The sequence below is a fragment of the Pantoea sp. X-Soil-ISGK-275 genome (genome assembly GCF_059730795.1).
Window position 1 is genome coordinate 3370707 of record NZ_AP035976.1, and the last position, 19332, is coordinate 3390038.

General features: G+C 58.5%; 15 protein-coding genes. 3 read left to right on the forward strand and 12 right to left on the reverse strand.

From position 1 onward, the window contains the following. Window positions 1-125 precede the first annotated feature (125 nt). The 6 genes from AC6I8A_RS15695 to AC6I8A_RS15720 form a co-directional block, all read right to left on the reverse strand. Window positions 126-1526: an efflux transporter outer membrane subunit gene (locus AC6I8A_RS15695; protein WP_497818752.1), complete on the reverse strand. Its 1401-nt coding sequence runs from the start codon at window positions 1524-1526 to the stop codon at window positions 126-128. After that, window positions 1516-4650, reverse strand: a complete 3135-nt coding sequence (locus AC6I8A_RS15700; RefSeq protein WP_497818753.1) for an efflux RND transporter permease subunit — start codon at window positions 4648-4650, stop codon at window positions 1516-1518. Before AC6I8A_RS15700 ends, AC6I8A_RS15695 begins: the two co-directional genes overlap by 11 nt. An 8-nt stretch (window positions 4651-4658) precedes the next feature. Next, complete coding sequence (locus AC6I8A_RS15705) at window positions 4659-5795, reverse strand: efflux RND transporter periplasmic adaptor subunit (RefSeq protein ID WP_497818754.1); 1137 nt, start codon at window positions 5793-5795, stop codon at window positions 4659-4661. 290 nt (window positions 5796-6085) lie between these two features. Then, complete coding sequence (locus AC6I8A_RS15710) at window positions 6086-6274, reverse strand: toxin-antitoxin system HicB family antitoxin (RefSeq protein ID WP_293794505.1); 189 nt, start codon at window positions 6272-6274, stop codon at window positions 6086-6088. A gap of 404 nt (window positions 6275-6678) precedes the next feature. Beyond that, entirely contained in the window at window positions 6679-8409 is a 1731-nt protein-coding gene (locus AC6I8A_RS15715; protein WP_061719881.1) for a penicillin-binding transpeptidase domain-containing protein, read from the reverse strand. A gap of 269 nt (window positions 8410-8678) precedes the next feature. After that, a complete protein-coding gene (locus tag AC6I8A_RS15720; RefSeq protein ID WP_293794502.1) occupies window positions 8679-10940 on the reverse strand; it encodes a molybdopterin-dependent oxidoreductase in 2262 nt (753 codons plus the stop codon). Between the two features lie 197 nt (window positions 10941-11137). Here AC6I8A_RS15720 and galR point away from each other — a divergent pair, with 197 nt between their 5' ends. Next, entirely contained in the window at window positions 11138-12139 is a 1002-nt protein-coding gene (galR, locus tag AC6I8A_RS15725) for an HTH-type transcriptional regulator GalR (protein WP_036649453.1), read from the forward strand. Between the two features lie 135 nt (window positions 12140-12274). Here galR and AC6I8A_RS15730 read toward each other — a convergent pair whose 3' ends face one another. Next, window positions 12275-12724: a GNAT family N-acetyltransferase gene (locus tag AC6I8A_RS15730; RefSeq protein WP_008108205.1), complete on the reverse strand. Its 450-nt coding sequence runs from the start codon at window positions 12722-12724 to the stop codon at window positions 12275-12277. Next, on the reverse strand, window positions 12724-13977 hold the full coding sequence (gene lysA / locus AC6I8A_RS15735) for a diaminopimelate decarboxylase (protein ID WP_154155361.1): 1254 nt from the start codon (window positions 13975-13977) through the stop codon (window positions 12724-12726). The genes AC6I8A_RS15730 and lysA overlap by 1 nt, the downstream gene beginning before the upstream one ends. Window positions 13978-14087: 110 nt before the next feature. Here lysA and AC6I8A_RS15740 point away from each other — a divergent pair, with 110 nt between their 5' ends. Then, a complete protein-coding gene (locus tag AC6I8A_RS15740) occupies window positions 14088-15008 on the forward strand; it encodes a LysR family transcriptional regulator (protein WP_256697281.1) in 921 nt (306 codons plus the stop codon). Here AC6I8A_RS15740 and AC6I8A_RS15745 read toward each other — a convergent pair. After that, entirely contained in the window at window positions 15005-16168 is a 1164-nt protein-coding gene (locus AC6I8A_RS15745) for an MFS transporter (RefSeq protein ID WP_256697282.1), read from the reverse strand. The genes AC6I8A_RS15740 and AC6I8A_RS15745 overlap by 4 nt on opposite strands. Before the next feature lie 363 nt (window positions 16169-16531). Here AC6I8A_RS15745 and AC6I8A_RS15750 point away from each other — a divergent pair, with 363 nt between their 5' ends. After that, a complete protein-coding gene (locus AC6I8A_RS15750; protein WP_256697283.1) occupies window positions 16532-17158 on the forward strand; it encodes a serine protease in 627 nt (208 codons plus the stop codon). Between the two features lie 170 nt (window positions 17159-17328). Here the strand turns inward: AC6I8A_RS15750 and AC6I8A_RS15755 are convergent, their stop codons facing one another. Genes AC6I8A_RS15755 through AC6I8A_RS15765 form a run of 3 tightly spaced genes read right to left on the reverse strand, consistent with a single transcriptional unit; the run spans window position 17329 to window position 19329 of the window. Further along, window positions 17329-18000 carry a DUF1989 domain-containing protein gene (locus AC6I8A_RS15755; RefSeq protein ID WP_061719875.1) on the reverse strand — a complete coding sequence of 224 codons (672 nt, stop codon included), beginning with the start codon at window positions 17998-18000 and terminating at the stop codon, window positions 17329-17331. 13 nt (window positions 18001-18013) lie between these two features. Further along, entirely contained in the window at window positions 18014-18679 is a 666-nt protein-coding gene (locus tag AC6I8A_RS15760) for an amino acid ABC transporter permease (protein ID WP_265299299.1), read from the reverse strand. Next, window positions 18679-19329, reverse strand: a complete 651-nt coding sequence (locus AC6I8A_RS15765) for an amino acid ABC transporter permease (protein WP_497818755.1) — start codon at window positions 19327-19329, stop codon at window positions 18679-18681. The genes AC6I8A_RS15760 and AC6I8A_RS15765 overlap by 1 nt, the downstream gene beginning before the upstream one ends. Window positions 19330-19332 lie beyond the last annotated feature (3 nt).

Consider the following 19332-nt stretch of genomic DNA (forward strand, 5'->3'; position numbering starts at 1 on the left):
CAAGAAAAAGGAAAGTCCCCGGTAAAACAGGGGATTATTTCAAAGGGAAACCATCACTGCGCGCATTATCGGTTGAATGCCCGCGCGAATTCCATACGCGAACCGTAAGGGTTTCGTTAAGGCAATTAAGATTTCCAGCCGCCGCCTAACGCCTTGTAGAGGGTGATTTTCTGGCTCAGCTGGCCCAGATGCGCGCTGATCAGCGACTGCTGCGAACTGTAAAGCGATCGCTGGGCCACTAACACATTGAGATAATTGTCTACGCCTTGCTTGAAGCGCAATGCGGAGTAGTCGTAGTCGCGCTGATTGGCGCCAACCTCCTGTTGCAGCGCTGTCAGCTGATCCTGCCAGGTGTCCTGCCCGGCCAGCGCATCTTTCACCTCTTTAAACGCGGTTTGAATCGCTTTCTCGTAATCCGCAATGTCGATGCGTTTTTCGATATGCGCGATATTCAGGTTTGCCTCGTTTTTACCGCCGTCAAAAATCGGCAGGTTAATCGATGGCATGAATGACCATGCGCCGGTGCCGCCGCCCAACAGGCTGCCAAGCGAACTGCTGGTAGAGCCGCCGGACGCGGTCAGCGTGATGCTTGGGAAGAAGGCGGCACGCGCCGCGCCGATATTGGCATTCGCCGCCTTCAGCGTGTGCTCCGCTGCCATGATGTCCGGGCGACGCGTCAGCAGATCCGACGGCAAGCCAGCCGGCGTGGCTGGGAACTGCCAGTTGGCGTCCAGCGTGGCGTGCGACAGCAGCGTGGCGGGCAGATCGGTGCCGACCAGCAAGCGCAGCGCATCGACATCCTGCCGCACCTGCCGCGTATAACTCGCCACGTCGGCCTGCGCCGCGCGCACCGTGCTTTCAGCCTGCGCCAGATCCTGATCGCTGCTGGCACCGCCGTCGTAGCTGAGTTTGGTCAGGTGATACGACTCCTGCTGGCTTTGCGCAGTACGTTGCGCCAGATGCAGCAGATCGTTATCCGAACTCAGCGTTAGCCACGCCGTCGCCACTTCCGCAATCAGCGAGATACGCGTGGCGCGCTCGGTGGCGGCGCTCGACAGATAGGTTTCCTGCGCCTGATCGCTCAGGCTTTGCAGGCGGCCAAAGAAATCCAGCTCCCACGAGGTCACACTCAAACCACTGTTCAGCTCGTGATAGGTCACCGCGCCGCTGGTTTTGGTGTTGTAGAGATTGGCCGGTTCATGCGCCGAGGTCTGGCTGGCCGTGGCGTTGATCGACGGCATCAACGCCGCGCGCTGCACCGTGACGCCCTGCTGCGCCTCTTGCACATTCAGCGCCGCCACGCGCAGGTCGCGGTTGTTGTCGAGCGACAGCTGAATCAGGTTGCGCAGCGTGGGATCAGTGAAGAAATTCTGCCACGGCAAATCCGCGACGTTACCGACCGACGTCGCCTGATCGTATTTCGCATCCACCGGCAGCGCCGGGCGCTGATAGTGCGGTGCCAGCGTACAACCGGCCAATGCCAGCGCCAGCGGCAACAGCGCCAGACGGAAATTATTAATGTTCATTTTTAACCCCCTCTGCGGATGTTTGTTTCTTACGCGCAAAGAACTGCGAAACCACCACGTAGAACATCGGCACAAAGAAAATGGCGAGGAAAGTGGCGGTGATCATCCCGCCCGCCACCGCCGTACCGATCGAGTGCTGGCTGCCTGCGCCCGCGCCGTTGGAGATGGTCAGCGGCAGTACGCCGAGGATAAACGCCATCGAAGTCATGATGATTGGACGGATACGTAGCCGCGCCGCTTCCACCGCCGCTTCCACCAACGTTTTGCCCTCGCGCTCATGCAGCTCTTTGGCGAACTCGACGATAAGAATCGCGTTCTTGGCCGCCAGCCCAACCGTGGTGAGCAAGCCAACCTGGAAGAACACATCGTTCTGCAGGCCGCGCAGTAGCACCGCGCTGATGGTGCCGAGAATGCCGAGCGGCACCACCATGATCACCGAGAACGGAATCGACCAGCTCTCGTACAGCGCCGCCAGACACAGGAACACCACCAGAATCGAGATCAGATAAAGCTGCGTGGTTTGGCTGCCGGAGGCTTGCTCCTCATACGAAATGCCGTACCACTGCACGCGGAACCCGTGCGGTAGCTGCTTCGCCAGCTGCTCCACCGCCTTCATCGCTTCACCGGTACTTTGGCCCGGCGCGGGCGATCCGAGGATCTCTTCGGCGGTTAAGCCGTTAAAGCGTTCAAAGTGCGGCGAGCCATACACCCATTTACCCGAAGCAAAAGCGGAGAATGGCACCATGGTGCCGCTGCTGTTGCGGAAGTACCATTTGTCGAGATCGGACGGCGTGACGCGTGAGTCCGCTTTGCCCATCAGATAGACCTCTTTCACGCGGCCGTTATACATGAACTGATCGATGTAGCTGGAGCCCCACGCCACCGACAAGGTGTTGTTGATGTCGGTCATGCTCAGGCCAAGCGCGCTGGCCTTCTCATCATTGATCTCCAGCTGATACTGCGGCTCATCTTCCAGCCCGTTAAGACGCACCTGCGCCAGATGCGGATCTTTGTTCGCCAGCGAAATAAGCTGGTGCGCGGCATCCATCATCTGCTGATGGCTGTGCGCGCCGGTATCCTGCAGATAGAGGTCGAAGCCGGTTGCGTTGCCCAGCTCCATCACCGCTGGCGGCACCATGGCGAAGATTTTGGCGTTCTGATAGTTGGCGAAGTGCGCCATCACGCGGTTCGCCAAATCCTGTACGCTTTGCCCGCTGTGCGTGCGGTCGCCCCAATCTTTCAGGCGCACAAAGGCCATGGCGTTGCTCTGACCGCGACCGGCAAAGTTAAAGCCCGCCACGCCAAAGGTGGTGGTCACCACCGACGCTTCGTTCTGTTGCAGATAGGCGTTGAGATCGTTGATGACCTGCTGAGTACGCTGCGACGACGAGTTCACCGGCAGTGTGATTTGCACCATCATCAAGCCCTGATCTTCGCCCGGCAGGAAGGTGGTCGGTACGCGGGTGAACAAAAAGCCCGTCACGCCGACAATCACCAGATAGATCACCAGGAACAGGCCGCGACGGGAAATCACTTTGCTGACGCCGTTGGTGTAATGCATCGCCCCGCTGTCGAATTTGCGGTTAAACCAACCGGCGAATCCGGTGGTTTTATGCTCCGCCGCCGCCGGTTTCAGCAAGGTGGCGCACAGCGCAGGCGTGAAGATCAGCGCCATAATCACCGACAGCGCCATCGCCGAAACGATGGTGACCGAGAACTGGCGATAAATCACACCGGTCGATCCGGAGAAGAACGCCATCGGCAGTAGCACCGCCGACAACACCAGCGCAATGCCAAACAGCGCGCCCTGAATCTGCTGCATCGACTTGATGGTGGCGGCTTTGGGATCGAGATGCTCTTCGTGCATCACTCGCTCGACGTTCTCCACCACCACAATGGCGTCATCCACCAGCAACCCGATGGCGAGCACCATACCGAACATGGTGAGAGTGTTAATGCTGTAACCAAACGCCGACAGAATGCCGAAGGTGCCCAGCAGCACCACCGGTACCACCAGCGTGGTGATCAGCGTAGCGCGCAGGTTTTGCAGGAAGATCAGCATCACGAAGAACACCAGCACTACCGCTTCGATCAGCGTTTTCACCACTTCTTCAATCGAGGCGCTGACCACCGGCGAGGTGTCGTACGGGTACTGAATTTCGACGTTATCCGGCAGCGAATCTTTCAGGTCGGCGATGGTTTGGCGCACCGCCTTGGCGGTATCCAGTTCATTGGCACCGGTTGCCAGACGCAACGCGATACCGGCGGCCGGTTTGCCGTTCATGGTGGCATCGATGCCGTAGCTTTGCGGCCCGAGCGCGACGCTGGCCACATCTTTCAGCCGCACCTGCGAGCCGTCGCTATTCACCTTCAGCAGCACATTCTCAAACTGCTGCACGGTGGTGAAACGGGTTTTGCCGAGGATCGTCGCCTGGGTTTTTGCGCTCTGAATGGTCGGCAAACCGCCGAGTGAACCGGACGACACCTGCACGTTCTGGTTATCAATCGCCGTGGTGACATCGCTCGGCATCAGGTTGTATTTGTACAATTTGGCCGGATCGAGCCAGATGCGCATCGCGTATTCGGATCCCAGCACCATGAAGTCGCCGACGCCCGGCGTACGCGAGATCGGATCTTCCAGTTTCGACACCAGCATGTCGGCCAGATCGCCGTTAGTCAGCTTGCCGTCTTTGGCGATCAGCCCGATGACCATCATGAAGTTTTTCTGATACTTACGGATGCGGATGCCTTGCTGCGTGACATCGGTGGGCAACTGCGACTCCGCCAGCGACACGCGGTCCTGCACCTGAACCTGGGCGATATCGGGATTGATGCCCTGATTAAAGGTGGCGATGATCTGCGCGCTACCGTCCGAGGCGCTGCTCGACTCCAGATAGCGCAAACCATCCAGGCCGTTCAGCTGCTGCTCAATCACCTGCACCACGGTGTTTTGCGTGGTTTCGGCGCTGGCGCCCGGATAGGTCACCGAGATGGAGACCGCCGGCGCGGAGATGTTAGGATATTGATTGACCGGCAAACTGATAGCGGCAATCGCGCCCACCAGCATCACGATAATCGCGATAACCCAGGCAAAAATTGGACGTTCAATAAAAAACTTCGACATGCCGCCTCCTATTGCGCTGCTGCGTCAGTCATCGAAAGACTCACCGCATTGGCGGATGGCGTGTCATTGGTGTTGGCAGCGGTAGTGGTGACTTTCACCCCGCTGCGCACGCTTTGCAGGTTGTTCACCACCACGTTTTCCCCTTGCTGCAGGCCCGACGTTACCAACCATTCGCCTTTGATCATCTCGCCGGTGTGGATGCTGCGCTGCTCAATGGTGTTGTCGCTTTTCACCACATAGACATACGGCTGGCCTTTGGTGTCATGCATGATCGACTCTTGCGGCAGCAAAATGCCCTGCTGCTGAATGCCCTGCGGGAAGCTGGCGTGCACGTACATGCCAGGCAGCAGTTCGTTGTGTGGATTCGGGAACACCGCGCGCAGCACCACGGTGCCGGTGGCGGTATCAACGTTCACTTCCGAGAACGCCAGCTTGCCCTGCTCGGCGTACTGGCTGTTATCTTCCAGCGACAAACCCACTGCGGCGGTGTTGTCGGCCACTTTGGCGATTTTGCCGTCGGCCAGCGCGCGGCGCAGACGCAGCAGATCGGTGGAGGATTCGCTGACATCGACATAGATCGGATCAAGCTGAGTGACGGTGGCGAGATAATCGGTTTGCCCGTTGGTGACCAGCGCACCGGCGGTATACAGCGAGCGGCTGATGTGGCCGGAAATCGGCGCTTTCACCAGCGTGTAATCGAGATTCACCTTGGCGGTTTCCACATCGGCCTGCGCTTCACGCGCGGCGGCAACCGCATCGTCGTAGGTTTGCTGGCTGATGGCGTGCGCGTTGGCCAGCGGCTGATAGCGTTTCACCACCATTGCATCGTTCTGCCAGGTCGCCATCGCTTTGTCGTAGGCGGCTTTATAGGTGGCCGAATCGATTTGATACAGCGGCTGGCCGGCTTTCACTTCACCGCCCTCAGTAAACAGGATTTTTTCAATCACGCCGCTCACCTGCGGACGCACCTGCGCGGTTCTCACCGCCGTGGTCCGGCCTGGCAATTGGCTAACGAGCGTAACGGGTTGCGCTTTCAGGTTGACCACGCCCACTTGCGGGGTGGCGGATGCGGCGGGCTTTGCTCCGCCCTGATCACAGGCTGCCAGTAAAAACACCACGCTGGCAGAAAGAAGTTTCAGGCGCATAGTTGTTCTCTAAAAGATAGGAAGGGAATAGTCACGAAGGTAATGACTCAAAAAGTCATTGTAGGGAGGCGGGTTAAGCGAGGTTGTTAAGGTTGCGTAAAATATATTTTCCAAAGGAAAATGGTAAACCTTTCGTGCCATAAATCGTTGGTGTTTTTGGCTTTTTGCGGTTTTTTGATGGCAATTCCGTCCGTGCATATCGCACCCGTAGGGTCGCCATTTAGGGTGACCGTTCCGGAGGCCGCACAGTACGGTCATTGGCAAGGTCGTCATGAATGACGACCCTACGGTTAACCTTTGGGTTCGATGCCGCGGCGGCGCAGCTCGCAGCGTGCCAGCTCTTTTAACCAGCACGACAGCGTGACGTTGTCGTCGTCGGTCACACTGCGCAGCTGTTCATGCAGCTCCGGATGAATACGTAACTGAAACGCCGAGGATCGGCCCTCGCCTTTTGGCGTGCGGTCTTTGGTTTTTGGCATTGCGGGTGGCCTCAACGAATCGCAATAAAAAATCGCCCCCTAAAGCGCTACCAACACTGTAAGAGGCTAGCGAACCGCCATAGAATGCGACATCGCGGTGCGTTACATATAGGTTACACAACCCGATATTTTTATGTTGCCGGGGAAGTGTTAAGACTCAGACAAGAGGTGTGAGCGAGTTCGCGCGGCAGTAAATAACAGGCAAAAAAAACCCACGCATCTGCGTGGGTCGGTGTAATAACAGGGTACTGCCAAAGCAGCTTGTTTCACACCCATCAATACCTCTGGGATGTCCATATTGGCACCGTTGAGCCGGTGAAAGACAGGTGCAAAAAGCAACGGTGTTTGGGGAAGTGAAACGAGGTGTGAATATTCTCCACACCTCACTTACACTTTTGATTTAACTAAGATTTGTCTGAAGAAGGTTTACTGTAGATCGCGTCAGGTGCCACGTTCATGTGCTTGAGTACCGGGCCCATGATGTTGCCGAAGATCGGTGCCGCCACCGAGCCACCAAAGTGATCGCCAGCGGTGGGATGGTTGATCATCACCACCAGCGCCACTTCCGGATGGCTGGCAGGCGCGATACCTGCGGTGTAGTTGATATAACCGCCATCGTACTTGCCGCTGGTGCCCATCTTCTCTGCGGTACCGGTTTTGGTCGCCAGACGATAACCCGGCACCGCCGCTCTGACACCGGTGCCGCCCGGCAGCACGTCGCTCTCCAGCATATGCACCACGGTTTGTACCACCTGCGGATTCGCCACCTGCTTGCCTAACACCGGCGGCGTTACTTTGGTGATCGACAGCGGACGATAGACGCCGTACGAACCGAGCGTGGCGTATTCACGCGCAATCTGCAGCGGCGTAACGCGCAAGCCGTAGCCAAAGGCGAAGGTGGCACGTTCGATATCAGCCCAGCGCTCGCGGTGCAGCGGGAAGTAACCCACGCTCTCGCCGGTCAATCCCAGCCCGGTAGGTTTACCCAGACCAAATGCCTGATAGGTGTTAACCAGCGCTTCAGCGGGCATCGCCAGCGCAATGTGCGAGACGCCGATGTCACTCGATTTCTGCAGGATGCCGGTCATGGTGAGGCGCGGCCAGTGACCGACGTCGCGGATCAGGTGGCCGTTAACACTGTACGGCGTGGTATCGATCACCGAATCGGCGCGCACCAGATGGCGCTCCAGCCCTTCCATCACCACCAGCGGTTTCACCGTGGAGCCAGGTTCGTAGCTGTCGTTGATCGCCGAGTTACGCATCTGCGCCGGCGTGGCGTTTTCATAATTGTTCGGGTTGAACGACGGATAAGAAGCCATCGCCAGAATTTCGCCGGTATCGATTTTCACCAATACCGCCGCGCCCGAATCCGCCTTGTTGAGCAGCACGCCGTCGCGCAGTTTGCTGTAGAGCGTGAATTGGTCGAACTTGTCGATACTGAGCTGCACGGTTGGCGGCTGCTGTGGCGGCTGGTAATCGATCATCGCAATGATGTTGCCTTCGCCATCCTGACGATAAACCTCTTTGCCCGGATCGCCCTGCAGCACATGGTCGAAGCCCTTCTCGATGCCGTTCAGGCCGTTGCTGTCGGCTCCCACGATACCAATCAACGGCGCAGCCGCTTCACTCATCGGATAGAAGCGGCTGTCGTTGTATACCGAACTGATGCCTTTCAGTTTCAGCTCGGCGATATCCTTGGCGATGCCGAGTTCGATTTTACGGCCCAGATAGAGGAAACGTTTTTTCGGGTTGGCGGTAATGGCCGCGCGCAGATCTTCCGGACGCTGATTGAGCGCCGCCGCCAGATACGCCCATTTGGCGCTGGTGAAATCGGGATTCGCCTCCAGCACGCGCATTGGGTCGGCGATGATGTCACGCGCCGGAACGCTCAGCGCTAACGCCTGGCCGTCGCGGTCCAGCAAGGTGCCGCGGTTGGTCGGCAGCGTCACGGTACGCAGCGAGCGCTGATCGGCTTCGTGCTCCAGCATCGGATGCTTGATCAGCTGCAGGTCACCCACGCAAATCAGCAACAGCACCAGACAGCAGAAAACGCCGAGGCAAATCAGGCGAAAACGAAACGGGTTAAAGGGCGCTTTTATCTGGTCTTTTCCCAGAAATTTTTTAATTGGAGGCATAGCAATCCGCTGCGATGAAAATCAGGCTTAATGCCAGCAGTTATAAAGAAACGTAAACCGAGTTGACAGGAAAACTGTGTTTCAGTTCGTTAAGCAAAAAAAAACCTGCGCATCTGCGCAGGTCGGTGTAATCAAGAAAACTTTTTGATGTTCACCCATCAATACCTCTGGGATCCTGACTGTAGCAAGGTGGCACGCTGGGAAACCATCTCCTAAACGCAACAGTTACCGGCAAAATGTAACCAGCGATGAGATTATTCGTTGCCCATTCACATCAGATGTTTTTTGATTTCCACCAGGCAACTCATGGCGTTAGGGCCCTGAGTTAACGACGAGGTACCGATGTCTAATGTCAGTACATTCGGGTTGCCGGCGCGATCCCACGGTTGCCAGGCACGACCAAATCCGGGGTCGAACCAGGCTCCGGTGGCGATGATCACTACGCCCGGCGTTAAACCGTCGGTCAGGCGTACGCCCGCCAACATGCGACCACGCGCGTTGCTCACCTCAATCTCATCGCCATCCTGAATATCACGCGTTGCCGCATCCTGCGGATGCATATACAGCGTCTCATGTCCGGCAGTTTTGTTGCCTTGCACCGTGGCGGTGGCATCCATCTGGCTGTGCAGACGATCGGATGGCTGAATCGAGATCATATGCAGCGGAAACTCGGCGCTGAGCGGCGCACCTAGCCACTCCTGCGGCTCACGCCACTCAGGATGTCCGGCGAAATCATCCAGCTGATAATCGGCGATGGTCTGGCAGAACAGCTCAATCTTGCCGCTGGCGGTTTGAATTGGATGCGTTTCTGGGTTAGCGCGGAAATCATCCATAAACACGAACGGCTTGCCGCCTTCGGGAATCTCGACAAAACCGCGCTCCCAGAATTCCCCGAACTCCGGGAAGGGAATATCACGGCGCGCATGCGCTACCGCGCACTGTTGATACAGATGCTCAATCCACTGCATCTCATTGCGCCCTTCGGTGAACACCTCACGGTAGCCCAGACGATCGGCGATATCGGCGAAGATATCGAAATCGTTACGCGCCTGATGCTGCGGCTTAATCGCCTGATGCATCGCCAGCACGAAGCGATCGCGTGACGATCCGCCGATGTCGTTGCGCTCCAGCGTGGTGGTGGCGGGCAGCACGATATCCGCCATCTGCGCCGCTGGCGTCCAGACGATATCCTGCACAATCACGGTATCCGGGCGCTGCCAGCCTTCCACCAGACGATTGAGCTGCTGATGATGATGGAACGGATTGCCGCCCGCCCAGTGCACCAAATGGATATCCGGATAGTGCTGGGTTTCACCCTGGAATGCGTACGGCTGGCCGGGATTGAGCAGCATGTCGCTGATGCGCGCCACCGGAATCGACAAATTGCCCGGATTCGGGCCGGTGCTCATCATCGGTGCCGGACCGTCCTGACGCGGATTGCCGACGCTGTTCATCGAGCCGTGACCAAAGGAGAACCCGCCGCCCGGCAAGCCCGGCTGACCGAGCATTGACGACAGCGCAATCATCATCCAGTACGGCTGCTCGCCGCGATGGGCGCGCTGTACCGAATAGGAGCAGGTAATAAAGCTGCGTTTGCCAATCAGCTGCTGCGCCAGCAAAGCAATGCGCGCCGCCGGAATGCCGGTAATGCTGCTGGCCCACTCAGGCGTTTTGGCGATGCCATCGCTTTCACCGAGCAGATAGCCGCGCAGCTGCGGCCAGCCGGTACAGTGGCTGGCGAGGAAGCTTTCATCCAGCGCGTTATGCCTGGTGATTTCAAAACCCAGCGCCAGCATCAGCGCCACGTCGGTGTTCGGGCGAATCGGAATCCACTCGGCATTGACGAACGCCGGACAGTCATCGCGCATCGGGCTAATGTTAATGATTGGCGTGCCTTTGGCGCTAAGCTGCTCCAGCGCCGGTTTCAGGCTGTGCTGCCCCGCGCCGCCGGACGCCACCTGCGCGTTTTTCAGCGCCAGGCCGCCGAAGGCGATAAAGATGTCGGCGTGCTGCACCACTTCCGGCCAGTCGGTCACGCGGCCAGTGAGCGGCATGTAGGTGCCAATCACGTACGGCAGGAAGAACTGCGCCGCGCCCCAGCTGTAGTTGCCTTGCTGATCGACCCCGCCGCCGCCCTGAAAATAGAAGCGGCGAATCAGCGTGCGCGCGTGGTTGACGCGCCCGGCGGATGACCAGCCGTATGAGCCGTTGAAAATGCCCGCTGCGCCGTAGCGATCGCGCACGCGGCGATTCTCTTCCGCCACCAAATCGAGCGCGGTATCCCAATCCACCGCCACGAAATCTTCCCGACCGCGTAAGGTGCGATCGCTGTTCTCGCGCGACTTCAGCCATGAACGGCGCACCATCGGCTGGCGAATACGCTTATCCGAATAGACCAGTTCAGGAATGGTGTTGAGCATCGGCGACGGATCGGCATCGGCGAAGAAGGGTTCACAGCCAATCAGGCGATCGTTTTCAGTGACGGCAGTGAATGCACCCCAGTGCGCCAGGTGTGGCACGCGAGTTTTCATGGTTTTTGGGTCCGGCAGGCAGGTGTGATTGTGTCTGGCAGCATAACATGAGCCTGTAACCGAGCTAAAGCGCGGCTGTGAGCGCCTGATTTTCCGTGCTTTTGCGACAGCGCTGGCATTCTGCCGGGTTGCTACAGGGTGGGTTTTCCGTAACACTGGTGGCATGTGTAAACGTTTTCCCGGATGTCGATAATCGCATGGCTACCATTAAGGATGTTGCCCGTATGGCTGGGGTGTCGGTTGCGACCGTCTCCCGCGTCATCAATAATTCGCCCAAAGCCAGCGAGAGTTCTCGCCTCGCCGTTACGGCGGCAATGGAGCAGTTGCAGTATCACCCGAACGCCAACGCACGCGCCCTGGCGCAGCAATCCACCGAAACCCTGGGTTTAGTGGTGGGCGATGTTTCCGACCCGTTTTTTGGCGCGATGGTCAAAGCGGTGGATGAAGTTGCGGGCCAGACCGGCAACTTTTTGCTGATTGGTAACGGTTACCACAATGAGCAAAAAGAGCGTCAGGCGATTGAGCAACTGATGCGTCATCGCTGCGCCGCCTTAGTGGTGCACGCCAAGAAAATCCCCGATGACGATTTAGAGATGCTGATGAAGCAGGTGCCGGGCATGGTGCTGCTGAATCGTCTGCTGAAAGGCTTTGAACATCGCTGCATCGCGCTGGATGACCGCTACGGCGCGTGGCTGGCTACGCGCCATCTGATTCAGCAAGGCCATACGCAAATCGCCTTTATCTGCTCTACTCACACCATTTCCGATGCTGAAGATCGTCTGCAAGGCTATTACGACGCGCTGAAAGAGCACGGTTTGCCGTGCAACGATCGTTTAGTGGCGTGGGGCGAACCGGACGAAGTGGGCGGCGAGCAGGCGATGACCGAGCTGATGGGACGCGGCAAGCAGTTCACGGCGGTGGCCTGTTATAACGATTCGATGGCCGCCGGCGCGCTGGCGGTGCTGAGTGATAACGGCATTCGCGTGCCGGAAGAGATGTCGCTGATTGGCTTTGATGATGTGCTGGTGTCGCGCTATGTGCGCCCGCGTTTAACCACGGTGCGCTACCCGATTGTCACCATGGCGCAACAGGCGGCGCAACTGGCGCTGGCGTTAGCCAATGGCAGCGAGATGCCGGAAGTGACCAATATGTTTAGCCCGACGCTGGTAAGACGGCATTCGGTGAGTGGGCCGGGTTAATTTGGGTTTGTGCGTGGTTTCCCTCACCCTGGCCCTCTCCCAAAGGGAGAGGGGACTGACCGAGTGCGTTTTTCACCTAATCATCCCCTCGCCCGCTTGCGGGAGAGGGTTAGGGTGAGGGACAACGCGCACCCATCACAACTCCCGCGAGTACACCTTCACCCGCACATCCGGGAACTCCAGCGCGTCACACTGATACTGCCAGCCAAAACGTTCGTAATAACCGCCAAAGGTTGACCATAACCACAGCTTGTCATGACCACGCTGCTGCGCGAAATCGATCACATGCTGCTGCAGCGCTTCGCTCAACCCTTTGCCGCGCGCGGACTCCTCGACAAACAGCGCCGCCACCCATGGTGTGAGATCCTGACGGCTGATCAAATCGCAGCGCCAGAATCCCACCGTGCCGAGCGGTATATCGCCATCAAGCGCCACAAAGGTCACCGGAAAATCGGCGCCGTTGAGGCTGCTGCGCACGATACTGTCGTAAAACTCACGCGACGTACCGTCGCCAAATGCCTGCCACAGCCAATCGGTGATCTGCGAGGCGTGATGCGGCACCTCGCTGAGCGCGACAATCTTCATCAGATCAGCTCCAGCGCCAGCAGCTCCTGAATGGTCTGCGCACGACGAATTTCACGCGGTGCGCCATTCTCAAACAGCACTTCCGGAATCAGCGGGCGGCTGTTGTAGTTCGACGACATCGATGCGCCGTACGCGCCGGTATCGTGGAACACCAGATAATCGCCGACCTGCGCCGCAGGCAGCGCGCGGGTTTCCACTTTGCCGCCTTCCAGCTGCGTGAACACGTCGCCCGATTCACACAGCGGACCGGCCACCACGCTCTCGACAGTGGCGTCGCCCAGCGCGCGGCCATCGACCGGCAGCAGAGAAATGTGGTGATAGCTGCCGTACATCGACGGACGCATCAAATCGCTGAAACCGGCATCGACCAGCACAAAGTGACGGCTGCCCATCTCTTTCACTGCACGCACCTGCGACACCAGCACGCCCGATTCGGCCACCAGGAAGCGACCTGGCTCGATCTCCAGTTTCACTGGATGACCGAGATGCGCGGCGATACGCTCACGCGCGCCGTTCCACAAGCCGTAATAGTGCTGGGTATCAATGGCTTCTTCGCCAAAACGATAAGGAATCGACAAACCGCCACCGGCAGAAATCGCCTCGAGATCCTGGCCAAACGCCACCACCTGATCGACCATCGCGTCACACACCTGCTGCAGATGGCCGTAATCCACGCCGGAACCGATGTGCATATGCAAGCCGACCAGACGCAGGCCGTGCTGCTGAATCGCCGCCAGCGCCAGCGGCAGATCGCTGTGCCAGATGCCGTGTTTGCTGTTCTCACCGCCGGTGTTGGTTTTCTGGCTGTGACCGTGACCAAAACCAGGATTGATGCGCAGCCACACCGCGTGGCCCGGCGACAGTTCGCCCAGTTGATGCAGCATATCCACCGAACCAGCATTGACCGGCACTTTTAGCTCGGCGATGCGCGTCAGCGTTGGCTGATCGAACACATCGGCGGTGAAGACGATATCTTCGCCGCCCGGCTGATAACCGGCGGCAATAGCACGCTCGATTTCGCCCAGCGACACCGAATCGACTTTGACGCCCGCCGCGCGCATCAGACGCAAAATGTGGATGTTGGAGCAGGCTTTCTGTGCAAAACGCACCACGTCAAAGGCGCCGAGTTGCGCAATACGCTGCTGAATGATCGCCGCATCGTACGCCCAGAATGGGCCAGAATAACGCTGCGCCAGCGGCAGTAAGTTGGCGGCAGTTAACGCGGTTTCGCTGTTGTTGAGTGGGCGTGGCATGTCAATTCTCCTGTGTCATTGAGGCCATTTAGCCACAGCGCATCAATTCAGAAAAATATCTGTTTTAGCGACATCTATACAAATATGATATGGATTCAGCGGAGGAGACGATGGCAAAAATTAACTGGCGACATATCGAAATTTTTCACGCGGTGATGACCAGCGGCAACCTGACGCAGGCGGCCACGCTGCTGCACACTTCGCAGCCGACGGTAAGCCGCGAACTGGCGCGCCTGGAGCAGCAGCTTGGCCTGCAACTGTTCGAACGCGTGCGTGGCCGCTTGCAACCAACGGTGCAAGGCTTGCGGCTGTACGAAGAGGTACAGCGCTCGTGGTACGGACTGGATCGCATTATGGATGCCGCCGAAGGATTGCGTCAGTTTCGTCAGGGCGAATTGTCGATCGCCTGCTTGCCGGTGTTTTCGCAGTCGCTGTTGCCGCCGCTGCTACAACCGTTTTTGCAGCGCTATCCGCAGGTCAGCCTGAATATTATTCCGCAGGAGTCGCCGCTACTGGAAGAGTGGCTGTCGGCGCAGCGTTACGATCTCGGTCTGACCGAAACCCAACACCCGCCAGCGGGTACCGAACGTGTGCCGCTGCTGACCTGTGATGAAGTGTGCGTGCTGCCGCCACAGCATCCGCTGTGTCAGCGCGAGGTGCTGACGCCACAGGATTTCCACGGTGAAAACTACGTCAGCCTGTCGCGCAGCGATAGCTATCGTCAGCTGCTGGATTCGCTGTTTCATGAGCAGGATGTGGAGCGTCGTCTGGTGCTGGAGACGCACAGCGCGGCGTCGGTGTGCGCGATGGTGCGCGCGGGCGTGGGGATTTCGATTGTGAATCCGCTGACGGCGCTGGATTACGCCGACAGCGGTGTGGTGATGCGTCGCTTCAGTATTGCCGTGCCCTTCACCGTCAGTCTGGTGCGGCCGCAGCATCGACCGGCTTCGGCGCTGGTCGATCACTTCTGCGACCACCTGCAACAGCACGTGGCCGCGTTTCCACAACGTATTGCCGAGCGGCTGGCTTAAGCGTTGACCGCTTCGCCCTGCCCGCCCGATTTGCGGAAGGTAATCAGGCAGATCACCAAACCAACTGCCGCGAGTGCAGCAGCGGCAACCGGCACCGACGTCAGGCCATAACCTTTCTCGATCACCGCGCCACCGACCCACGCGCCGAGCGCATTGCCGACGTTGAAGGCGGAGATATTCAGCGTCGAGACCAGATTTGGCGCATCTTTGCCGTGGCGCACCACGTTAATCTGCAAGCCCGGCACGGTGGCGAAGGTCGCCATCGCCCACAGGAACAGCGTGATTTCCGCCAGCCACAGCGCATGGCTGGTCCAGCTGAACAGCAGCGAGAACAGCGCAATCAGCATAAAGCTGAGGATCAGGCTAAACGACACTTTCCAGTCGGCCAGCTTGCCGCCGAGGATGTTGCCGACGGTCAGGCCCGCACCAATCAGGAACAGCGTCCAGCTGACACCGCGATCTGAGATGCCGGTCACCTGCAGCAGCAGCGGCGCAATGTAGCTAAACAGCGCAAACATCGCCGCCGCAAAGAACACCGTCATCAGCAGCGACAGCCACAGTTTGCCGTTGGCCAGCGCGCTGATTTCACTCGCCAGATGCACCGGCTTCTCTTCTTTGTTGGTCGGCAGGCTCACAATCAGCGCGATAAAGGCGAAGATGCCGATGATCGCCACGCCCCAGAAGGTGGCGCGCCAGCCAAACATCTGACCAAACCAGGTGCCGAGCGGCACGCCGAGCACGTTCGCCAGCGTCAGGCCGGTGAACATCAGCGCCACAGCAGAAGCCTGTTTACCCGGTGCCACCAGACTCGCCGCGACCACCGCACCGATGCCGAAGAACGCACCGTGACACAGCGCCGTCACCACACGCGCCAGCATCAGCAGGTTGTAGGTGTAGGCCAAAGCACAGAGCACGTTACCGATGATGAAGATGATCATCAGCAGAATCAGAGTACGTTTACGCGGCAGTTTGGCGGTCAGCAACGCCATGATCGGCGCGCCGATGGCAACGCCCAGCGCGTAACCGCTGATTAGCCATCCCGCAGAAGGAATCGTCACTTGCAGATCGCCCGCCACTTCGGGCAGCAATCCCATAATGACGAATTCCGTGGTGCCGATGGCGAACGCACTCAGCGCCAGCGCCAGTAATGCAACAGGCATAACACACTCTCCCAATAATTTTTTTGCAGGCGGACCGCACTGCGAGCGCAGTACGGTTACAACAGACGCTTATTAAAATTTGAACTGCGTCACACTGTTATTAAAGCATAGCCCTCTCATGCCAACTACCCCGCGCGCCGCAAGGCTTATTTGCGCCCGCAGCAATAATCCCTGCGCGGGAAAATGTCACAGACTAACCATTGAGACAGATTGATGTTTCCGCGCTACGCTTGAAAAGGATGTGATCGTTATCACAGTGAGTCAGCTTTTGACGCAAAATCAAACAGTAAAGGATGGACGTGCACTGCCGATACCTCAATGGATTGCCCGGTTATGGGGTGTCAAAAATCGAGGGGAAAGCGTATGCGATGGCTCATCGCGCTAACGGTTGGCTGCCTGAGTGGCTGCTCTGTTGGGCATTACGAATACAGCAAAGAAGCAGCAAAACGCGTCGATATGACCGTCACCGGCATTCCAACGGTGCTGGGCATTGGTGCGCTTGGCACCACCATTCCTCTCACGCCCGAATACAGCCTGACGGCGGCCCACGTGGCCAGGTATTCGCTCTATCGGGTGAAAGCCTGGCATCCCGAATGCGATATCGCCGTGGTGTACCACAAAAACAGCGAAGCCAATCTGCCACCGCCGTTCCGCAATAGCCACATTGGCGATGACGTGAATCTGTATGGCTACAGCTTTATTTCGGCGATGCCGGTGGCGTCGAGCGGCAAGAATCTGATTAACACCACGCTGGCAAATGACTGGAACAAAGCCAGCTGCGTGGTGGTGGCGGCCAATGCCGGCGTGGTGAAAGGCATGTCCGGCGGCGCGGTGTATAACGCCAGCGATGATACGCTGGCGGGCGTGATTGTCGGTTACAGCAGCCAGATTGATGACAATAAAAGCGGTAAGACGCTGTTTAAGAATGTGGCGCTGTATGTGCCGTATGCACGGTTTCAGGCGTGGCTGGATGGGGTGGTGAAGTCTTAGAGCGTGCGCGCTGTCCCCCATCCCGGCCGGTGCTGGCTGTCCCCCTCCTCGGTCCTCCCCCATAAATGGGGGAGGAAGATGTTGCAATATGATAGTTGGGGAGCTGCATGTGGCAGCGTCTCCTTCCCCCGCGAGCGGGGGAAGGTCGGGATGGGGGACAGCGTGCACAGTCACGCCGGAACCCACGCCCCCTTCAACTGCACCTGCGGGAATCCGCTGGTCAAAATACGCAGTTCGGCATCGCGCGGGGTGTTGTCGCCCTGCCCCTGAATGCTGACGATATCCTGCGGACAGGCGGAAAACGCCACAAAACAATCCATCTCGGCGCGCAGCACAATATAGTCGCCCGGCTTCGTGACCACTGGCAGCGTCTTCAGCGTGATGCCATCCGGCTGCACCTGAATATTCATAAAGATATTAAACGAGGCCAGATTGCCGTGCGGCAGCGTCACGCCCAGCTCGCTCATGCCTTCAAACAGGTTGTCATGACAGTTGCGATGCGGTTCGGTGCAGCCGAGCAGCTCATAACGACGTGCGTCGCAGGCCGCCATAAAGGTGTCGTGCACGCCTGGCGAGGTATCTGCCACCAGCGTCAAAATCGGGTGGCGCTGGCTGGTGATAAAGCTGTCGCCCACTTTGGGATTGAGACGCTGATTCCACACGCGCGTCGCCTCCATACACATATATTCACTCACGTCTTCGGCGTTATACGCCCAGCAATCCACCACCTGCGTGCCGTGCAGATTAATCACCTGCACCGCTTCACCTTTCTGCAGACGCACCGCTTTGCCGTAGCGCGCCGGGATGGTCATCGCTTCACGATGCTGAAATTCAGCCGACATGTTGTTCTCCTGATTAATGCTGCATGGCACGACGGTAGCGCGTCATGCGAGATTCAAGGCAGCGCGCCAGCCAGTCGATAACGCTGTTGAGCAGCCAGTAACAGAGCGCCACCGTGAGATAGATCTCCAGCGGCGCGTAGGTATCCGAAATCGCCTGTTTGGCGGCGTACATAAACTCCTGCACCGAGACAATCGACAGCAGCGCGGAGTCTTTAATCAAACCAATCATCAGCCCAACCAGCGGCGACAGCATCTGCGGCAATGTTTGCGGCAGCACCACGTCGCGCAGTTGTTCACTGCGGCTCAGGCCCAGCACGCGACACGCTTCCCACTGCCCTTGCGGCAGCGCATCAATCGCCGAGCGGATCACCTGCGCAATATAGGGCGCGTAGTAGAGCGTTAGCGCCAGCACGCCCACCACCGGCGACGACAGCGTGATGTCATATTCCGGCAGCACAAAGTAGAGCAGATAGATCACCACCAGCAGCGGCAAGGCGAGCGTTAAACCACTATAAAGATTGAGCAAACGCAGCCAGAACGGCGAGGCGCGCATTAGCAGCACGGCCAATAGCGCGCCCCACAGCAGCGAGCAGAGCGCCGCCACCAAACAGAGCTGCAAGGTGGCGAGCAAGCCGTCACCCAGCGACGGCAAAGAGGTGATAATTGCCTGCCAATCCATTATGCCAACCTCCGTTTCGCTTCCAGACGACGCGCCGCCGCAATCAACGGCATGGCGATCAGCAGATAACCGGCCGCCACTAGCAGCAACACCTGCGTGGCTTCGTAGGTGCGGGCGATGACGATCTGTCCGGCGTAGGTCAGTTCGGTGAGCGCCACCACCGACGCCAGCGGCGTGGTTTTCAGCAGAATGGTGAACTCATTGACCAGCATTGGCAGACTGGCGCGCATCACTTGTGGGTTGATGACGTACCACCACGTCAACAAGCGGCTCAGGCCCAAGGTGCGCGACACTTCAAGCTGTCCGCGCGTCACCAGACTGCGATTGACGCGCAGGATTTCCGCCACGTAAGCGCCGCTGTTAAGACCAATGGCAATCACCGCCGCCAGCATTGGCTGACCGCCCAATCCCAGCCGTGGCAAGGTAAAAAACACCACAAACAGCTGCACAATCGCCGGCGTTCCGCGCATCACGCTGACATAGAAACGCCCGATGGCGCGCCAGATCCAGGCACGACGCAGTTGCAGGAAGCAGCCGAGCTGCCCCATTACTACGCTGACTAACGACGCCAGCACGGTCAGCACCAGCGTCATCAGCAGGCCGTGTCCGAGTTCCGGCAGCGCGGCCACTACCTGTTGATCCAGCCCCATGCG